This is a genomic window from Lentzea roselyniae (assembly GCF_039537795.1).
Lineage (GTDB): Bacteria > Actinomycetota > Actinomycetes > Mycobacteriales > Pseudonocardiaceae > Lentzea > Lentzea atacamensis.
Genome location: NZ_BAABBE010000009.1, coordinates 129,014 through 145,098 on the forward strand (window position 1 = coordinate 129,014; position 16,085 = coordinate 145,098).

A 16,085-nucleotide genomic window follows, 5' to 3' on the forward strand; every position below is an offset into this window, starting at 1 on the left:
CAGACCGGAGGTTCACCGCGCCGGGTGGCGCAGGGGTGCTCCTGAGTCGTGCAGGTGGCGCAGGACCTGCGCGTACGAGTCGCGCAGGGTGGTCTTGCTGTACGGGATGCCGTGCCGCAGGCAGAAGTCCTCGACGACGGGCTGTGCGCGACGCAGGTTGGGGCGAGGCATGTGCGGGTAGAGGTGGTGTTCGATCTGGTGGTTGAGGCCACCGAGCAGAGCGTCGACCCACCGGCCGCCGGTGACGTTGCGCGAGGTGAGCACCTGCTTGTGGAGATGGTCCAGACGCTGGCCCTCGGCGATGATCGGCATTCCCTTGTGGTTCGGCGCGAACGAGCATCCCAGGTAGACGCCCATCAGGCCCTGGTGCACAGCGATGAACACGACTGCCTTCACGGGTGACAGCACGAGGAACGCCGCCGCGAGATACGCGGCCAGCGGCAGGATCTGGAGCGTCGCCTCGCGCCACGGGTTGCGCAGTTCGTTGCGGCACAACGCGACCAGGCCGGAGATCCGCAGCACGGCCGCCTCGGCCAGCAGCAGGGGGAAGAACAGGAACGCCTGGTTCTTGGTGATCCAGCTGTACAAGCCGCGTTTCTGGAGGGCCTGCGCGCGGCTGAACGCGAGGGCGTGGATCTCGATGTCCGGATCGTGGTCCTCGTGGTTGGGGTTGGCGTGGTGCCGGTTGTGCTTGGCGACCCACCACTGGTAGCTGATGCCGGTGAGGCTGCCGTGCAGGTGCCCGACGACGTTGTTGCTGCGGTGGCTGCGGAAGATCTGCCGATGCCCGGCGTCGTGTCCGATGAACGCCAGCTGCGTCGACGCCACGGCCAGGACGCCTGCTGTCACGAGCTGCCACCAGGAGTCGCCCAGCACGACGAAAGCGACGGCGATGGCGCCGAGCAACAGCGCGTTGACCGTCATTCGCAGCAGGTAGTAGCCGCGTCGGCGGTTCAGCAGCCCTGCGGCCTTCAGTTCTTTGGTCAGGCGGGCGAAGTCGCTGCCGCGCGGGCGTTCGGCCGTGTCGGTGCGGACGTCGTGCGTTGAGGTCATGTACCTGCTCCGGATAGGTGGCTGTGGGGAGCCGTCGTCGAGGTCTGCTTGCCGGCTTCGGTGTCCAGCCCGGGCTCGTCCGGTCCGGACTCCTCCGGTTGGCTGGTGTGCACGTCGGAGGGCAGCACGTGTTCGTCAGCTTCGCTGAGCAGCGAGCGCACTGCGGAGTTGAGCACCGCCAGCAGTGGAACGGCGAGCAACGCACCCGCGATGCCCGCGACGAGCAGGCCGGCCGCGATGGCCAGCACCACTGCGAGCGGGTGCAGCTTCACCGCTCGTCCGAGCAGGAACGGTTGCAGGATGTGGCTTTCCAGCTGGTTCACCGCGATGACGATGATCAGGACGATCAACGCGGTGACGGGACCGTTCGCGACGAGCGCGATGAGAACCGCCACGCCGCCCGCCACCACCGCACCGAAGATGGGGATGAACGCCGCGATGAACACCAGCGCCGCCAACGGAACCGCCAGCGGCACACGCAACACGGCAAGCCCGATCCCGATGCCCAGCGCGTCCACCACGGCGACCGCTCCTGTCGCACGGACGTAGCTGACCAATGCGGCCAGACTGCGCCTGCCGGCGACGTCGACGCGCCTGCGGGGTGCGACGGGGACGACGCGGAGGAGGAACTGCCAGATCCGCGGACCGTCGTAGAGGAAGAACGCGAGCGAGAACAGCACCAGCAGCATCTCCGCGAAGGTCTCGCCGACCGTCGCGGCGGTGGTGATGGCGCTCGACGTGATGCCGGACTGGTTGTCCTGCAATGTCTTCACGATCCGGTCCGCGAAGTCCCGCAGCTGTGTCTCGCTCAGCTGCAACGGGCCGCTGACGAGCCAGCCGGACACCGTGTCGACGCTGCGGGCCAGTTGCGCCGCCAGGTCCGGCAAGCCGTTGACGAAGGTCACCACGACGAACGTGAGCAGCCCGCCGAGCACGACCAGTCCTCCGACCAGCACCAGCGCGGTGGCCAGACCTCGCGGAACCCGACGCGCCATCAGAAAACCGACGGCCGGCGCGAGCAACGCGGCCAGCAACAACGCGATCGCGAGCGGTACGACGAGTCCCGCCAGCCTGCTGAAGATGACACCCACGACGTACAGCGCCGCGACCACGACCAGAAAGCGCCAACCCAGCGCCGCACTGACGCGCAACGCAGCGGGAATCGAGGTGGCGTCGCCGCTGTTCGCGCGCGCCGCGGGAAGAGGCGAGCGGAGTCGATCCGCCGTCGTGCTCACAATGTCCGTACCTCCGGTGTCGATCTCCGACGCCGGGGTCTGGGGTCATCGGTGGGGCGGCGGTGTTCGCAACGCCTGTGGCTGGAATTCCCCTGCACCGCGGTGGCAAAACCCGTTGCGCGTCCGAGGGTTGAGGTTCGGCTGGGCGGGCATCCGGGGTGGACGTCGCACCTGAGATTCGGGTGTGGGGGAAGGACGGACCACATGGGTACCGACGACAAGCTCGACGCCAAGGGCGACGAGCTCAAGGGCAAGGTCAAGGAAGGCGTCGGCGACGCCACCGACGACCAGGGTCTGCAGACCGAGGGCAAGGTCGACCAGGCGAAGGGTCACCTCAAGGAGTCGGCCGAGAAGGTCAAGGACGCCTTCAAGAAGGACTGACTCGCTCATCGCCCTCCGCAGGAGTGTGCACCGTTCGGTGCACGCTCCTGCGGGCGTTCACCACATGATGGTGCCTTCATCGCCAGACGAACGTCAGCAGCCCTCCCAGGAGCAGGGCGGCGCTCACGACGGCGCCGAGCAGTTCGACCGGTACCAGTCGTCGCCGAGCCCATCGGGCGAACGCGACGTTCACCAAGGCGTGCGCGGACGCGGTGACGAGCACCCACCACGGCCAGGAGGCCACGAGCAGGGTCGCACCGAGGTGGAACGAGGTCGCGGTGATGCCGCGAACCCCGCCGTGCACGGGATGCGTGCTGATGAACCCGCCCTGCGACCTCAGTTGCTCAGCCGCCTGGCGTCCGATGGGCCAGCTGAACTGCGTCAGCTGGGTGGCGGCGACGAACACGAGCCCGGCCAGCGCCCAGCCGAAGCCCGTCCAGAGCGCCGATCCGATCCCGCTGACGACGATCAGCACGAGCCCCAGCCGGACCACTTCGTCGGTGACTCCCGACGCCACGCCGAGGATGGTGTCGCGCTGCCTGACCGCGTGCAGTCTGCCCGCCGATGCCAGCACCGGCAGGCGTGCCGCCAGTGCGACCGTCCAGCCCAGCACGCCCAGCAGCGCCGCGCCCGCCTCCGAGACGCCGAGCAGCATCACCAGAGCGGCCGCGAGAAGCAGGAGAACGCCCGCCATCACGGCGGCGCCCGCCCGGATCCTCCCGGTGACCCCGGTCGAGCCGGCCTGGGGTCGTTCGCTGTTCGCTGATTCGTCGATGACTCAACGCTACGCCTGAACTCGTCGTCCAGAGGGGGCGTTCGAGCGAGGAATGTCTATTGTGGAGTGACTCTGAGTGAGGCCGGTCGGCGAATCCGCTTTGTTCGGTGCATGAGGTGTAGTGTCTGAGTCAAGTGCCCTGGACCCAGGCGCGGCGAAAGCCGACCGAGGAGGTCCCATGGTACTTGTTGATGTGACCACGACCGTCGCCGCGGGGCCCGCACCGATCGCCCCGGCCGCCGGTGAGCTCATGCCCGTCACCTCGCGGATGGCCCCTTCCGGTGCGCTCGTGGTGGCCGTGCACGGCGAGATGGACGCGACAACCTGTCCGTTGTTGCACGATCGTCTCATCGCGCACGTGCGATCCACCCGCCACCTGATCCTCGACCTCACTGGCGTGAGCTTCTTCGGTGCGGCCGGCCTCACCGTTCTGGTCGTCGTGAGGGAGGCGGCGCTGCTCGCGGATTGCCGCCTGTGCGTGGTCGCACGCACCCGGCCGGTGCGGCTGTCTCTGATGATCACCGGGCTGGTCGGCGTGCTCGACCTCCACACCGATGTCACCGAGGCGCTGGTGTGCCCTGACCTACCAGCGGGAGCGCGGCTGGTTGATCCTCGTCAGCCTGGCGATCTCCGGTGACCGGGCGTTGACCTGCCCGGCGACGTCGGGCAGCAGCTGGTTGGTGTTGCGGGCGTAGTTCCGCATGAGGGAGAAGGCATCCGCGACGTCGATCTGCAGGCGTTCGGTCAGCACGCCCTTCGCCTGCTCGATCGCTGTCCGGCTCGTCAGTGCGGACTGCAGCTGCTCGGTGAGCAGCTCGTTGTGCCGGATCGCCCGCACCTGGAGAAGGCTGAGCGTCGCGACGTTCGCGAACGACTGCGCCAGTGCCGCCGTTGCGGGCGGGAGCGCTCCTGGCGTGGTGCGGAACAGGTTCAGCGTGCCGATGACCTCGTCCTGCAACCGCATCGGCACCACGTCGACCGCGGTGAACCCGAGTTGCACCGCCGCGACGCTGAACCGCGGCCATCGTTGTGGTTCCGCGTGAAGGTCGTGACACCGCACGCTCCGGCCGGAGTTGAAGCATTCGGTGGACGGGGCTTCTTCGCTCTGGAGCAGGAAGTGCTCCAGAGGACGCAACAGGTCGCTGGAGGAGGCCATCAGCTTGAGCGAACCCCCTTCGTCGGCCAGCAGGATTCCGGCCGCGTCCACCACCAGCAACTCGACGCAACGCTCGGCCAGCACGTGCAGGAACTCGGTGCTGTCGAACCGCTCCACGAGCGTGTCCGCCAGCTCGACGAAGGTCTGTGCCACAGCGCTGACCGGTGCCCATGTCGCTAGCCGATCTCCGGTGCCGGCGGGATGGACCGCAGGGACCGGTTGCTGCGCGGCTCGGTGCGCGTCTTGGCCTCGTCCACCTGACGGATCAGCTCGTCGCGGACCTCGTTGAGCGCGGAGGACAACCGCTGCTCGGACGAGGAGGCGACCAGGTGCAGGCGATGCGCACTGCTGATCCAGCACTGCAGGATGACCCGCTGGCCGATGCCCTCGCGGTCCTTCAGAGCTATCTCCAGGTCCACCTGGTCGTCACGGTACGACCGCAGGCGAGAACCGAGCGCGGCCAGTCGCTCCACGACCCAGTCGCGTTCGGACGCGTGGAAACCGGTGGCGAGGTGCAGGCGCTGGGCGATCACCGACGCGTCTGCCGGGACTGCGTTCATGCGTTACCGCACACGGTGCTCAATGGAATCTCCTCACAAGACCAGAGCGACCGCGGGGTCTGGGCGGTTTTTCCCAGGATAGCCCTGGTGTGGCCGAGGTCAAACATTTTCTGTTCATTTCTTGCCACCTGCGCCGGTCGTCTGTTGAAGCCGGGCGGAAATGTGGCACCCGAACGGCGGAGTCAGGGCAGACCTGCGGCAACGTCGCAGGTAGCAGCTGTTGGCGGGGTGAAAATATTCGCCGTCATTTCAGGCGATCAAGTCTGAAGGGGTGTAGTGTCGATTTTGTCGAGAACATCTCGGCGAAACCTGAACCGGTCCGTTTTTTCGGCCGGAGACGGGAGTCCCGGCATGACGTCGGCCCCTCACCTTTCCACGACCTCACCGGTTGTCACAGCCGATGAGCAGCCTCGGTATCCGCTGCGATTGCGGTTGCGGCCGAAGGCGCTCACCACGGGGTATGTCGACGGTGCTTGGTGGCCACGTTCCCGGGACCTCGCCGCCGAACTGCCCGCGCTGCTCGCGGTGCTGGCGGTTCGGCTGGGTGAGATCCCTCGCGTGAGCTACAACCTGACCGAGTGGGACACAACGCCGGCGCAGATCTCGCCCGACGGTGTCCGCGTCCGGCTCAGCGGGTTCTGGTCCAGGCCGCCGCACACCGTGGACCTCATCGCGGGCGACCGGCGCCGCCTCACGCTGCTCCTCGTTCCACCGGACACCGAACCGTCCGCCGCCCACCACACCATGATGCGTGCCGTCCTGCGCGAAAACACGGACACCGTCGAGGATCTGCTCCGCGTGGACGTCGGGGACGCCCCCGGAGTCCACAACGGACGTGAGGGAGACCGAAGGCGGCCAGATACCCTCGCAGACCACGCGAGGACGTGAACTACGAAGGTGAGCGCCGCGCGGGCGGATCAGCTGCCTCTCTCGCCGCCAGCGCCGTCAGGTCGATCTCGCCGGCGATGACGCCTTCCGCCACCTTGCTGAGGTACAGGTTGTGGCTCCTCGAGTAACGGCGCATGGTCTCGAACGCCCGGCTCATGTCGAGCTGCAGCCGCTCCGCGAGAACGCCCTTCGCCTGTTCGATGAGCACCCTGCTCTGCAACGCGTTCTGCAGCTGCACGGCGAGCAACTCACGACGGCTGATGACCTGGGCCTGGAGCAGGCCGATGGTGGCGACATCCGCCATGGCCTGCGCGACCCTGAGCGTGCGTTCGCTCAGGGCTCCCTCAGCGATGGAGAACAGGTTCAACGCGCCGATGGTCTGCTCACGCAACCGCATCGGCAGTGCGTGCAGCGCACCGAACCCCGCATCCCTCGCCACCGAGGAGAACTGGGGCCATCGTTGCGGCGGCTCGGTGAAGCTGGCGACCGTCACCGGCGCGCTCGTGAGGTAGCACTCCATGCACGGACCCTGGTGATGCTGGAGCTCGAAGAGTTCGAGCAGCCGGGCGCGGTCGGTGGAGGCACCGACGACCTGCAGCTCACCGTGGTGGTCGACGAGCAGGATGCCGGCGGCGTCCACCTCCAGCGTGGTGACGCAGCGGTCGGTGAGGAGGTGCATGAACTCGACCGGGTCGAAGTCGGCCACCAGGGTGTCGGCCAGCTCGACGAACGTCTCCGCCAGATTCTCCATGGTCATGGGAGCCACCTCTGTTGATCGATCGCCGGACGGAGGAGTGATCATCTGGGATCAGACCGGCCGTCCGGACTCAGTCGCAGGCGCCGGCCGATGATGTCGCGGGAGACATCGACGACCGACTGGTCATGAGCGAACGCGTGGGCGCGCAGTCGCACCAGTGCCTCATCCATGCTCACCCCCATCTGGACGGACAGCATCCCGGTGGCTTGGTGCACCTCGGCACGGCTCAGTGAAACTCCGTCGGCTGGAGGAACCTCGGAGTCGAGATGCCGGCGAGTCAGTTCGTCCAGCAGCAACGACAGGATGATGTCGGCCACGATGTGTGCGTCGTAGACCTGATCCGGAGTCAGCGGTCCTGGGCTCGTCCGGTGCAGCACGAGCGCACCGATCCGGATCGCACCGCTGCGCAACGGGAACGCGAACGCCGCTCGTGCGCCGGCGGCACTTGCCGCAGGCACGAAAAGCGGCCACCTCTGGCGGTTCTCCCAGGTGTCCAGCTCTTCCACCAGCACGGGCACACCTGATCGGACCGCGTCCTCGCACGGCCCTTCACCCAGGGTGAACCGCAGGTTCTCGAGCTGGGTGCCGATCTCGTTCGTGGAGTACCGGGACTCACCCCGGCCCGTCCCGTTCATGAGGGTCAGCTGCGCGCCGCTCACCCCGATCAGCACAACGCACGCTTCGCAAGCCGACTCGGTGGAGGTCGTGATGCCGCGGGCCGCCGCGTCGCCGGCGAGGTGCGCCAGCGCCTTGGCCAGTCGCTCACCGCTCACCGACTTCGCCTTCCGTTGTGAAGAGCATCCCACGTGGAGCGGCTCACGGCGGAAGAGGCCACGATCCCGTGATCACCGCGCGCAGCGCCTCGAGCGCCTGGTGCTGCACGAGTCGCACCTCCGCCGGCGTGGAGCCCAGCACCAGTGCCGCCTGCTCGGCGGACAGACCGTGAACGACACGCAGCCTCAGCACCTCGTGTTGCTCGTCGGTGAGCACCACCAGAGGCCACGACCCGGGCAGGGTTGTGCTGTTCATGGCGCGTGGGACGCGAGTGGATGGAAACGATCGCGCACAAGAGCCGAGCCAATGGTTCCCGGTCGGTCAGAAAACGCCAACGCCCGCCTGCTCGCCGGGTGTCGGCACGTGCCGGGTACCCGTGGCTCGGTGGTGGCGAAACCGCCGGGCCTGACCGCGCGGGTGTGTCACCACCACGGCGTCGCCGGCTTTCGTGCAACGTATTCGACTGTCGATTCGATGAGAATATTGCGGGCTCCAAGGTTGATTTCACATTGAGGGTGGGCCGAATCAACGCGCCGGGGGCCGGGAATAACGATAACGATATCGTTTTCGACGGATACGAGTCTCAGGTCGACGTTCCCGTGCGGCTCGCGGGCTGTCGTGATGACGCTCCTGACCTGGTCTTAAGCCGCTTGGATGGTTCTCTGGAACCTCGGATGTCTGCGCGGTGCAGTAGGCCGTCGGCGTTCGGCACTCCACGGTGTAAACGATTTCCCGGCCGGTTCAATCGCCCGCTCTCGGTGAGTTGGCGGAACGTCCGAGCTTCGTCATCGAAGCAATGGATGACCCTTGACGGCCGTTCTGGCTCGGTCTTATGGTGATTCTCGGGAAAGCGCTTTCCAGAAGTTCTTCTCCACCGCTGCCACGGTGATCTGTTGTCAGAAGAAGTCGCGTCGTACAGCCGGTCTCGTCGAGACCGGCACGACAGTGCTGCAGTGCCGGTGGAAGTCGAGCATCTGGAGGTTGAGCTTCATGTGCCGTGTCGAAGCGCGTGCCGGGCGGAGGACATCCCGGTCGCCGAGCCGGATGCTGCGGTGGTTCGCGTCCGTGATCGGCTTGGTGGTTCTCGCCGGCGTGGCGACAGGTTCGCCAACGGCACCACATCCGCGCGACCGGCTTCGCTGATCGTCAACGGATCGGCCGTCCAGACGCCGTCGTTCGAGGGTACGGGCGCCTGGAACGCCTGGGCTGTCAAGACCTTCACGGTCTCGCTGAACGCCGGCAGCAACACGATCCGGTTCAGTCCCGCGACCTCGGCCGGGCTGCCGAACGTCGGCCACCTCGAAGTCATCAGCGCGTAGAAGCATCGAGAGGGCAATGGAGCCGAAGACCAACACGTGGCCGCGGCGCAGGTTCCTCACCACCGCGGGAGCGGCAGCGCTCGGCGGGCTGGGCCTGGGCGTGTTCGGTGACCAGCGTGCGGCCGGTGCGGCCGGTCCGACGGCAACGATGGTGTCCTATGTGGACACGGCACGATCCGCTCACGACAAGATGGTCCTGATGGTCGATGGAAAGCCGTTCTTCCACAACGGGATCCAGTACCGGTACGAGAAGCGGCGGTACAGCTACGGCTGGAACGACACCCAGCTCAAGTCGCTGCTGGGCGTGTTCGCCCAGGACGGCTCCGGCGGATCGGGCGCGGATGCCTTTTGGGCGCTGGAACCGGTCTCCACCGGTGGTTACCGCCTCAACAACCAGAACGCCGGGAGCGAATACCCGTACGCGACCTCGGCCGGCGAGGTGAGGTGGAACACCGGCTCCACCGACGCCGCCACGGTCTGGACCTTCGAACCCAAGTGAGCAAAGAGATGCGCAGGGGGACTCCACGTGCATGCAGACCAACGGCGATCCCGCCGGTTTCTCCGGCCCACGGCCGTCGTCGCCGTCCTCGTGGCGGCGGCGGTCACCGTCGTCGCCCCCACCGCGGCCGCGGCCGGCGTGCTGATCGACGAGACGTTCAGCTCCCAGACGAGTCCGGCCAACTTCGGTTTCCCCTCCGGCGCCCCGGTGACCGGCGGGGTCCTGAACGTGACCAGAGGGATGGGCAACTACACCACCTCGGCCAAGACGTTCGACGCACCTGTTGTGCGGGAACGGACTCTCGATCTGACCTTCGACTGGAAGACGGCGATCGCGACCAGCGGGAACAAGACGGGCATCGAACTGCGCGACAGCGAGGGCAACCTCGTGTTCTCGCTCGCCGGCACCACCACCGAACTCCGCTACGGCCTCACCGGCCCCGTTTCCGACTCGACGTCCGCCCCCGATTCGCTCAACCCGGCCTGGACGAGGACCGCCTACGACCGCACCAAGTGGTACACGATCAACCTGCATCTCGACTTCGCGCTGCAGCGTGTGCAGTACCTGATCTCCACCAAGGAAACCGCCGCGCGGGTGATGGCCTCGGGCACGGCGACCGTGACCGGTAAGAACCTCGCGAAGCTGGTTGCCTGCAACTACTACGGCTCCGGCGTGCAGTCCATCGACAACTTCCGCCTCACCGCACCGGCGAATGCCGCGAACGGGAGCCTGAGGGGCAAGACGATGTACGCGTTCGGCGACAGCATCGTCGCCGGCCACAACTACTCGCGCGGCTTCACGCACCTCACGGCCGAACGCGAGCTCATGACGTTGACCAAATACGCCATCAACGGCGCGACCATCGGCGCCGGTGGCAACCAGATCGTCACACAGGTGCAGAACGCCTCTGCGCAGTCACCCGACTACGTGGTGTTCGACGGTGGCACCAATGACGCCTACCCGGCCACCTTCAACAGGTCCGCGTTCACGAGTGCGTTCGACACCACTGTCCGCACCATGCGGGCGAAGTGGCCGAACGCCCGCATCGTCTACGTCGCCGTGCACAAGCTCGGCTCCCGCGACTGGAACACCCAGCTCGCGATCCGCGACGTGACGCTGCAGGTCTGCGCCAAGTACGGCGTCACGGTGACGGACGTCTTCAACGGCACCACTTTGGACACCCGCATCGACAGCCACCGGGTGGCGTACACCTTCAACGGTCTCGTGAACGGCTATCCCGGAACCAGCGGTACCGGCACGCATCCGAACCTCGCCGGGATCACCTCCTTCTACGTTCCGGTGCTCACTGCCGCACTGATCTGACGACGTCTCAAGGGGACAACAGCTATGAGAACCGCACGACCGAGTCTCCGGCGATTCTTCCGGGCAGCTGCAGTCCTGCCGCTCCTGGCCGCCGCAACCATCGTCTCCGTCAGCTCACCTCAACCGGCCATGGCGGCCGGCGTTCCACCGAACCCGATCGAGAAGCCGGGCTGGACCCTCGACCGGCACGACGAGTTCAACGGAAGCCTCGACAGCAGCCTGTGGATCACGAACTACCTCGAGTCCCGCACACCCGAATGGCGATCCCGCGCGCGCTACCACTTCAGGGACAACGCCCTCGTGCTGCGCATCGACGACGACCAGCCGACCTACTACGCGGGCGGCAACCCGATGAAGGTCTCCAGCATCCAGACCGCGCAGAGAGTCGGTCTGCACCAGACGTCGCCCTTCGACCACGAGATCCCGACCGTCATGAAGTACACCCCGCAGTACGGATACTTCGAGATCCGCGCCAAGTCCAGCGCACGACACGGGATGCACACGGCGTTCTGGACGGTCGGCAAGCAGGACACGTACGAGCAGCGAGCCGAGATCGACGTTTTCGAGCACGGGAAGGGAAAGCACGGCCTCAGCAGCTTCTACTACAGCCTGCACAAGTGGTCGGATCCGAACCTCCCGGAGGTCGGACAAACGCTTCAGGCCGGGTTCGACGTGACCTCGGACTTCCACATCTACGCTCTCGAGTGGACGCCCACACAGATCAAGCTGTACGTCGACAACGTCCTGAAGAACACGATCAACGCCTCTCCGGCGTACGCCTCGGCGTTCCTGCTCGGGATCTACGAGAACGCGGGATGGAACGGGACGGTGAACCCCAGCGACCCGGAGCCGAAGGAGTTCGTCGTCGACTACTTCCGCGCCTACAAGAAGGCCGACCCCGGCGGGATCGTCAGCGGCGCCACCTACAAGATCAAAAATGTGGCCACGGGCAGGTACCTGGACTCGGAGAACAACGGCGGACTCACCGTCGCGTCCGGCACCTCGTACGACGACCAGAACTGGGTCGTCACCCAGCACTCCTCCGGCGCGTGCACCGTTCGCAACGCCAGGAGCGGGCGGTTCTACCTGGACACCGACACCACGGGTAACAGGGTGGTGTGGAACTCCGGCGAAGTCAGCACGGACTCGTTGTGGAGCCTCGAGCCGGCCGGTGGGGGATGGCGTCTGAACAACAGCACCTCCGTCAGGGACCACCTGTACACGACCGCGGCCGGTGAGGTGAAGTGGAACACCGGCTCCACCGACAACACGACGGTCTGGTCGTTCGAACGACGGTAGGGAACACCGGCTTCGTGCTTGGACCTGACTGGCAGCGGAGGAGTTCGGCATGGCGGCGCACGACGAAACGGAAACCGGTGCGGGCACGGTCTGGTCCGCTGAGCTGAACCGGCGCCGGTTCCTGGGCGGTGCGGTGGTCGGCGCGGGGCTGGTGGCGACGCGGCTACCGCTCGCACGCCTGGCCGCCGCCGAGGTACCGGTCCAGCTGAGCGCGGCGGCGCTGAGACCGGACGCGCGGGTCCGGGACCTGATCGCCGCGCTCACGCTGGACGAGAAGGTGGGTCTGCTGCACCAGTTCAGCGTCGCCGTCATCCGCCTCGGAATTCCGCAGTTCCGCACCGGGACCGAGTGTCTGCACGGGTTGTCCTGGCTGGGCCACGCCACCGTCTTCCCTCAGAACACCGGCCTGGCGATGACCTGGAACCCGGCGCTCATGTCGAAGGTGGGCAACGTCATCGGGCAGGAGACGCGCGCCTACAACAGCGTCGACGCCCGCTTCAACGGCATCGACCTCTGGGGTCCGGTCGTCGACCTCGCGCGTGATCCGCGCAGCGGCCGCGCCTCGGAGAGCATGGGGGAGGACGTCACGCTGGCCGCAATCATGTCGACGGCGATGGCACGGGGGATGAAGGGGAACGATCCCTTCTACTACCAGAGCATCCCGACGCTCAAGCACGTCGCGGCCTACGGACAGGAGGCTTCGCGCACCTCGTACTCCGCCAACGCGACGCCGCGGAACCTGCACGAGTACTACTTGCGCGTCTTCCGGAAGGGGATCGAGTCAGGCGCGGCGAACGGGATGATGACCTCCTACAACTTCGTCAACGGCAAGCCCACGATGGTCTTCCCGGAGATGATGTCCACCGTCTACGAGGACTGGGTTGCGGGCGGTTACGGGAACTGCGCCTACTTCAACGTCACCGACGCCGGGTTACCGGGCAACCTGACCGGCTCCAACGGCTACTACCCGAACAACTCGGTGGGGCAGGCCGCCGCGATGGCCGACTCGATCAAGAACGGCGTCGCCGTCATGACGCCGGGCGACACGGACACGCCCAGCACGCGCCGCCCGATCTACGAGGCGCTGGCCCGCGGCATGCTGACCGGCGCGGACATCGACAAAGCGGTCCACGGCATCCTGATGGTGCGCCTGCACGCCGGTGACCTCGACACCGAGCCGGCCAACCCGTACAAGCGGCTGACGCGTTCGGTCGCCCACGACCGCTACCTCGCGGCCCGCGGCGCCGGCAACACGGTGATGGCCGATGCCGACCCGCCCGGCTACCAGAGCCCTCACCGCTCCAGCCAGCAGTGGACGACCGACCAGAACCTCGGGATCGTCAGCCGGTCCGGAACCACGGTGTCGCTGCGCTTCGCGAAGAGCACCGGCATCGTCAGCCCGACGGCGAACCCCAACGTGCAGGTGGACACCAGCGCGCCTTACGCCGTGCGGCACGACGGCTCGGCGTCCAGCCCCAACCGGCAGTTCCAGCTCGTCACCGTCAAGGACGGCATCGCCGACGCGGTCGCCAAGGCGTCCTCGGCCCCGGTAGCGGTGGTGGTCGTCGGCGACCAGCCGCACCTGACCTCGCGTGAGACGCAGGACCGGCTCACCACTCTGCCCGACATCAAGCTGCCGCCCCACCAGCAGCAGCTCGTCGACGCGGTTGCCGCCGCCAACCCGAACACGGTCGTGGTGGTCGTCGGCAGCTACCCGTTCGACCTGCGCGCCATCGCCGCGAACCCGAACGTGAAGGCAATCGTCTACACCAGCCATGCCGGCCAGGAGCTCGGCTCGGCGGTCGCCGACGTGCTCTTCGGCGACCACGCCCCGGCGGGGCGGCTCAACCAGACCTGGTACCCCGGCCTCGACGCGCTGCCGACGATCTCCGACTACGACATCATCAAGGGCAAGCGCACCTACGAGTACTACGACGGCGACGTCCTCTACCCCTTCGGGTACGGACTGACGTACACGTCGTTCCGCTACAGCAATCTCACCGTGAACCCGGCCTCGGCGCGCAACACCCGTGATCCGGATGTCGCGGTGGGTCTCACCGTGACCAACACCGGCGCTGTGGCCAGCGACGACGTCGTGCAGGTGTACGCGAGTTACCGCCACAGCGCCGAGTCGCGCGTCGAACACCCGAAGAAGCAACTGATCGGCTTCCAGCGCGTCCATCTCGCCCCAGGCCGGTCCCGGCGCGTCACCATCAGCGCCAAGCTGTCCGACCTCGCGATCTGGGACGTGTCACGCAGCCGCTTCTTCGTGGAGCCCGGCCGCTACACGATCAGCGCCGGCCGCTCGTCCTCCGACGCGGACCAGTTGGTGTCACGCACCCTGACCGTGACCGGTGATCCGATCCCGGCCCGGGACCTGACTCGCGTCACGCCGGCCTGCGACTTCGACGACCACTCGTTCACGAGCCGGACATCGACCGGTCTGCAGGCCGACGTCGTGCCGACGTCGGTCAGCGAGGACAACACCTACGGCATCCTGGCCAGGACGGCAGGAGCGTGGGTGAAGTACGCCGACGTCAGCTTCGGACGCCGGCCGACGGGAATCACGGTCCGCGCGTCCAACCCGAACCCCTCAGCGTCGAACGTCGCGGTGTGGAGCGGTGGGCCGAGCGCGGACCAGGGCGGAACGCGGATCGGGACGATCACCGTCGCGCCCACCGGCAACGCCCAGACGTTCGTCAACGCGGGTGCCGGGCTGACGAGGCCCAGCGGCCGCACCGCCGACCTGTACCTCGTCTTCCCCGACGCCGGCGTGAGCGTCAAATGGCTCAGGCTGGGAGCGGTGGCACCGGCGACGAGCGCGGACGTCTCGATCACCTCGAACCTCTTCGGCTCCAGTGCGGCCACGTCCCTGGGCCGTGCTCGCGTCCGGGTCCCCGCCACGATCGAGCAGCAGTCCGCGAGCCTGCTCCTGGAAGCACAGTTGCGCGGGACCGGAGTCGTCACCGGTCCGCCGACCTGGGCGGTGACCGCGCCCGACGGCGGCCCCACGACACTCGCGACGATCAACAGTTCCGGCCAGCTGACCGCCACCGGCGCAGGCGACGGGACCGCCCGCGTCACCGCGACCTATGCCACCTCGAACGGGACGGCCGCCGCCGGGCTCCCGGTGACCCTCAAGAACCAGGCCGTACCCGCGGGCACCGAACCCGAGGCGATCATCATTCGCAGCGGCCACGACTCGCGTCCGCGCGACATTTCCTGGGGGCCCAACCAGTTCTCCCGGTTCGGGGCGATCGACCAGCATCGAGGCTCGCTGGTGCTGTCGGCGGTCACCTACCCGTTCCCGTCGGAGGCTCGGCCCGTCACCTTCGAGCTCACCGACGAGAAGGGCCGTCCCACCGCCCTCGCGGAGATCACCGCGTCTGCGGCGGGTTTCATCGAGGGCCAGACCTCCGGCAACCACAACCGGGCGTGGAACTGCACGATCCGCGCGACGGCCGCCGGTGACGGCCACGTCCACCTCAAGGCGACCACGGGCAACGGGCTGTCCTGCACGACCCGGGTCGTGATCCAGGGGCAGACGAACAAGAACGCCTTCGCCGTCCGGCACGAGGCGCAACTGTTCGACGCCTCCGGGAACATCAGCGGCGCCCCGTCGAACCTGCGCGCGGACAACGTCCACGGTGATGATGTCGGCCTGCAGCTGAACAGGATCCGCAACGGTGACTGGGCGGCCTATCACAAGATCGACTTTCGGGACGTCACCAGAGCCAGCCTGACGATCAACTACGTCAAGGTGTCGACCGAACCGGCCCTGATCACCATCAAGGCAGACGATCCGGTCAACGGGGCCGTGCTCGGCAGCGTGACTGTCACCGGAGACCACGGCCTCAACTCGGTGGCCGACTACCGCAACCCGCTCTACCACTGGCGGCGGACAACCGTGCCGATCACCGCCCTGCCCGGTGTTCACGACCTGTACTTCGTGTTCGGCATCTCGCCCGCCATCCCCGACACCGACATCTCGAACACCTACGGCGCCGTCGCCGGCTGGCTCGACCTCGGCATCAACTGGTTCAGGATCGGCTGCTGATCAGAGGGC

General features: G+C 67.2%; 16 protein-coding genes. 8 read left to right on the plus strand and 8 right to left on the minus strand.

Translation table 11 applies throughout. The features are described 5' to 3' along the window. Nucleotides 1–12 precede the first annotated feature (12 nt). The gene (locus ABFX45_RS18100) at nt 13–1,053 is read right to left on the minus strand and encodes a fatty acid desaturase family protein (protein ID WP_346131252.1); all 1,041 of its coding nucleotides are present in this window, start codon (nt 1,051–1,053) and stop codon (nt 13–15) included. Continuing rightward, nucleotides 1,050–2,288, minus strand: a complete 1,239-nt coding sequence (locus ABFX45_RS18105; RefSeq protein WP_428834161.1) for an AI-2E family transporter — start codon at nt 2,286–2,288, stop codon at nt 1,050–1,052. The genes ABFX45_RS18100 and ABFX45_RS18105 overlap by 4 nt, the downstream gene beginning before the upstream one ends. Before the next feature lie 204 nt (nt 2,289–2,492). On the opposite strand from ABFX45_RS18105, the gene ABFX45_RS18110 reads away from it, so the two are divergent. After that, the gene (locus tag ABFX45_RS18110; protein WP_109638412.1) at nt 2,493–2,669 is read left to right on the plus strand and encodes a CsbD family protein; all 177 of its coding nucleotides are present in this window, start codon (nt 2,493–2,495) and stop codon (nt 2,667–2,669) included. A 76-nt stretch (nt 2,670–2,745) separates the two neighbouring features. Here the strand turns inward: ABFX45_RS18110 and ABFX45_RS18115 are convergent, their stop codons facing one another. Next, on the minus strand, nt 2,746–3,363 hold the full coding sequence (locus tag ABFX45_RS18115) for a hypothetical protein (protein ID WP_112228046.1): 618 nt from the start codon (nt 3,361–3,363) through the stop codon (nt 2,746–2,748). 259 nt (nt 3,364–3,622) lie between these two features. On the opposite strand from ABFX45_RS18115, the gene ABFX45_RS18120 reads away from it, so the two are divergent. Continuing rightward, entirely contained in the window at nt 3,623–4,081 is a 459-nt protein-coding gene (locus ABFX45_RS18120; protein ID WP_346131255.1) for an STAS domain-containing protein, read from the plus strand. Here the strand turns inward: ABFX45_RS18120 and ABFX45_RS18125 are convergent. Next, on the minus strand, nt 4,028–4,753 hold the full coding sequence (locus ABFX45_RS18125) for an ANTAR domain-containing protein (protein WP_346131257.1): 726 nt from the start codon (nt 4,751–4,753) through the stop codon (nt 4,028–4,030). The genes ABFX45_RS18120 and ABFX45_RS18125 overlap by 54 nt on opposite strands. Nucleotides 4,754–4,776: 23 nt before the next feature. Beyond that, nucleotides 4,777–5,160: an HPF/RaiA family ribosome-associated protein gene (locus tag ABFX45_RS18130; RefSeq protein ID WP_109638415.1), complete on the minus strand. Its 384-nt coding sequence runs from the start codon at nt 5,158–5,160 to the stop codon at nt 4,777–4,779. 426 nt (nt 5,161–5,586) lie between these two features. Between ABFX45_RS18130 and ABFX45_RS18135 the strand changes: the two genes are divergently transcribed. Next, nucleotides 5,587–6,048, plus strand: a complete 462-nt coding sequence (locus ABFX45_RS18135; protein WP_346131259.1) for a DUF5994 family protein — start codon at nt 5,587–5,589, stop codon at nt 6,046–6,048. Nucleotide 6,049: 1 nt separating this feature from the next. On the opposite strand, the gene ABFX45_RS18140 is transcribed toward ABFX45_RS18135, so the two are convergent. From ABFX45_RS18140 to ABFX45_RS18150, 3 genes are read right to left on the minus strand one after another with little or no spacing between them, the layout of a single operon-like run. After that, nucleotides 6,050–6,805, minus strand: a complete 756-nt coding sequence (locus tag ABFX45_RS18140) for a GAF and ANTAR domain-containing protein (protein ID WP_109638417.1) — start codon at nt 6,803–6,805, stop codon at nt 6,050–6,052. Between the two features lie 41 nt (nt 6,806–6,846). Then, complete coding sequence (locus tag ABFX45_RS18145; protein WP_346131261.1) at nt 6,847–7,578, minus strand: GAF and ANTAR domain-containing protein; 732 nt, start codon at nt 7,576–7,578, stop codon at nt 6,847–6,849. A gap of 43 nt (nt 7,579–7,621) precedes the next feature. After that, entirely contained in the window at nt 7,622–7,834 is a 213-nt protein-coding gene (locus tag ABFX45_RS18150; RefSeq protein WP_346131263.1) for a sigma factor-like helix-turn-helix DNA-binding protein, read from the minus strand. A gap of 737 nt (nt 7,835–8,571) precedes the next feature. Here ABFX45_RS18150 and ABFX45_RS18155 point away from each other — a divergent pair. From ABFX45_RS18155 to ABFX45_RS18175, 5 genes are all read left to right on the plus strand, one after another. Then, nucleotides 8,572–8,898 carry a carbohydrate-binding protein gene (locus ABFX45_RS18155; RefSeq protein ID WP_346131265.1) on the plus strand — a complete coding sequence of 109 codons (327 nt, stop codon included), beginning with the start codon at nt 8,572–8,574 and terminating at the stop codon, nt 8,896–8,898. 16 nt (nt 8,899–8,914) lie between these two features. Then, the gene (locus ABFX45_RS18160) at nt 8,915–9,397 is read left to right on the plus strand and encodes a hypothetical protein (protein WP_346131267.1); all 483 of its coding nucleotides are present in this window, start codon (nt 8,915–8,917) and stop codon (nt 9,395–9,397) included. A 27-nt stretch (nt 9,398–9,424) separates the two neighbouring features. Next, the gene (locus ABFX45_RS18165) at nt 9,425–10,720 is read left to right on the plus strand and encodes an SGNH/GDSL hydrolase family protein (protein WP_346131269.1); all 1,296 of its coding nucleotides are present in this window, start codon (nt 9,425–9,427) and stop codon (nt 10,718–10,720) included. Nucleotides 10,721–10,849: 129 nt separating this feature from the next. Then, complete coding sequence (locus tag ABFX45_RS18170) at nt 10,850–12,019, plus strand: family 16 glycosylhydrolase (RefSeq protein WP_346131271.1); 1,170 nt, start codon at nt 10,850–10,852, stop codon at nt 12,017–12,019. A gap of 49 nt (nt 12,020–12,068) precedes the next feature. Beyond that, nucleotides 12,069–16,076, plus strand: a complete 4,008-nt coding sequence (locus tag ABFX45_RS18175) for a glycoside hydrolase family 3 C-terminal domain-containing protein (RefSeq protein WP_346131273.1) — start codon at nt 12,069–12,071, stop codon at nt 16,074–16,076. Nucleotides 16,077–16,085: the final 9 nt, after the last annotated feature.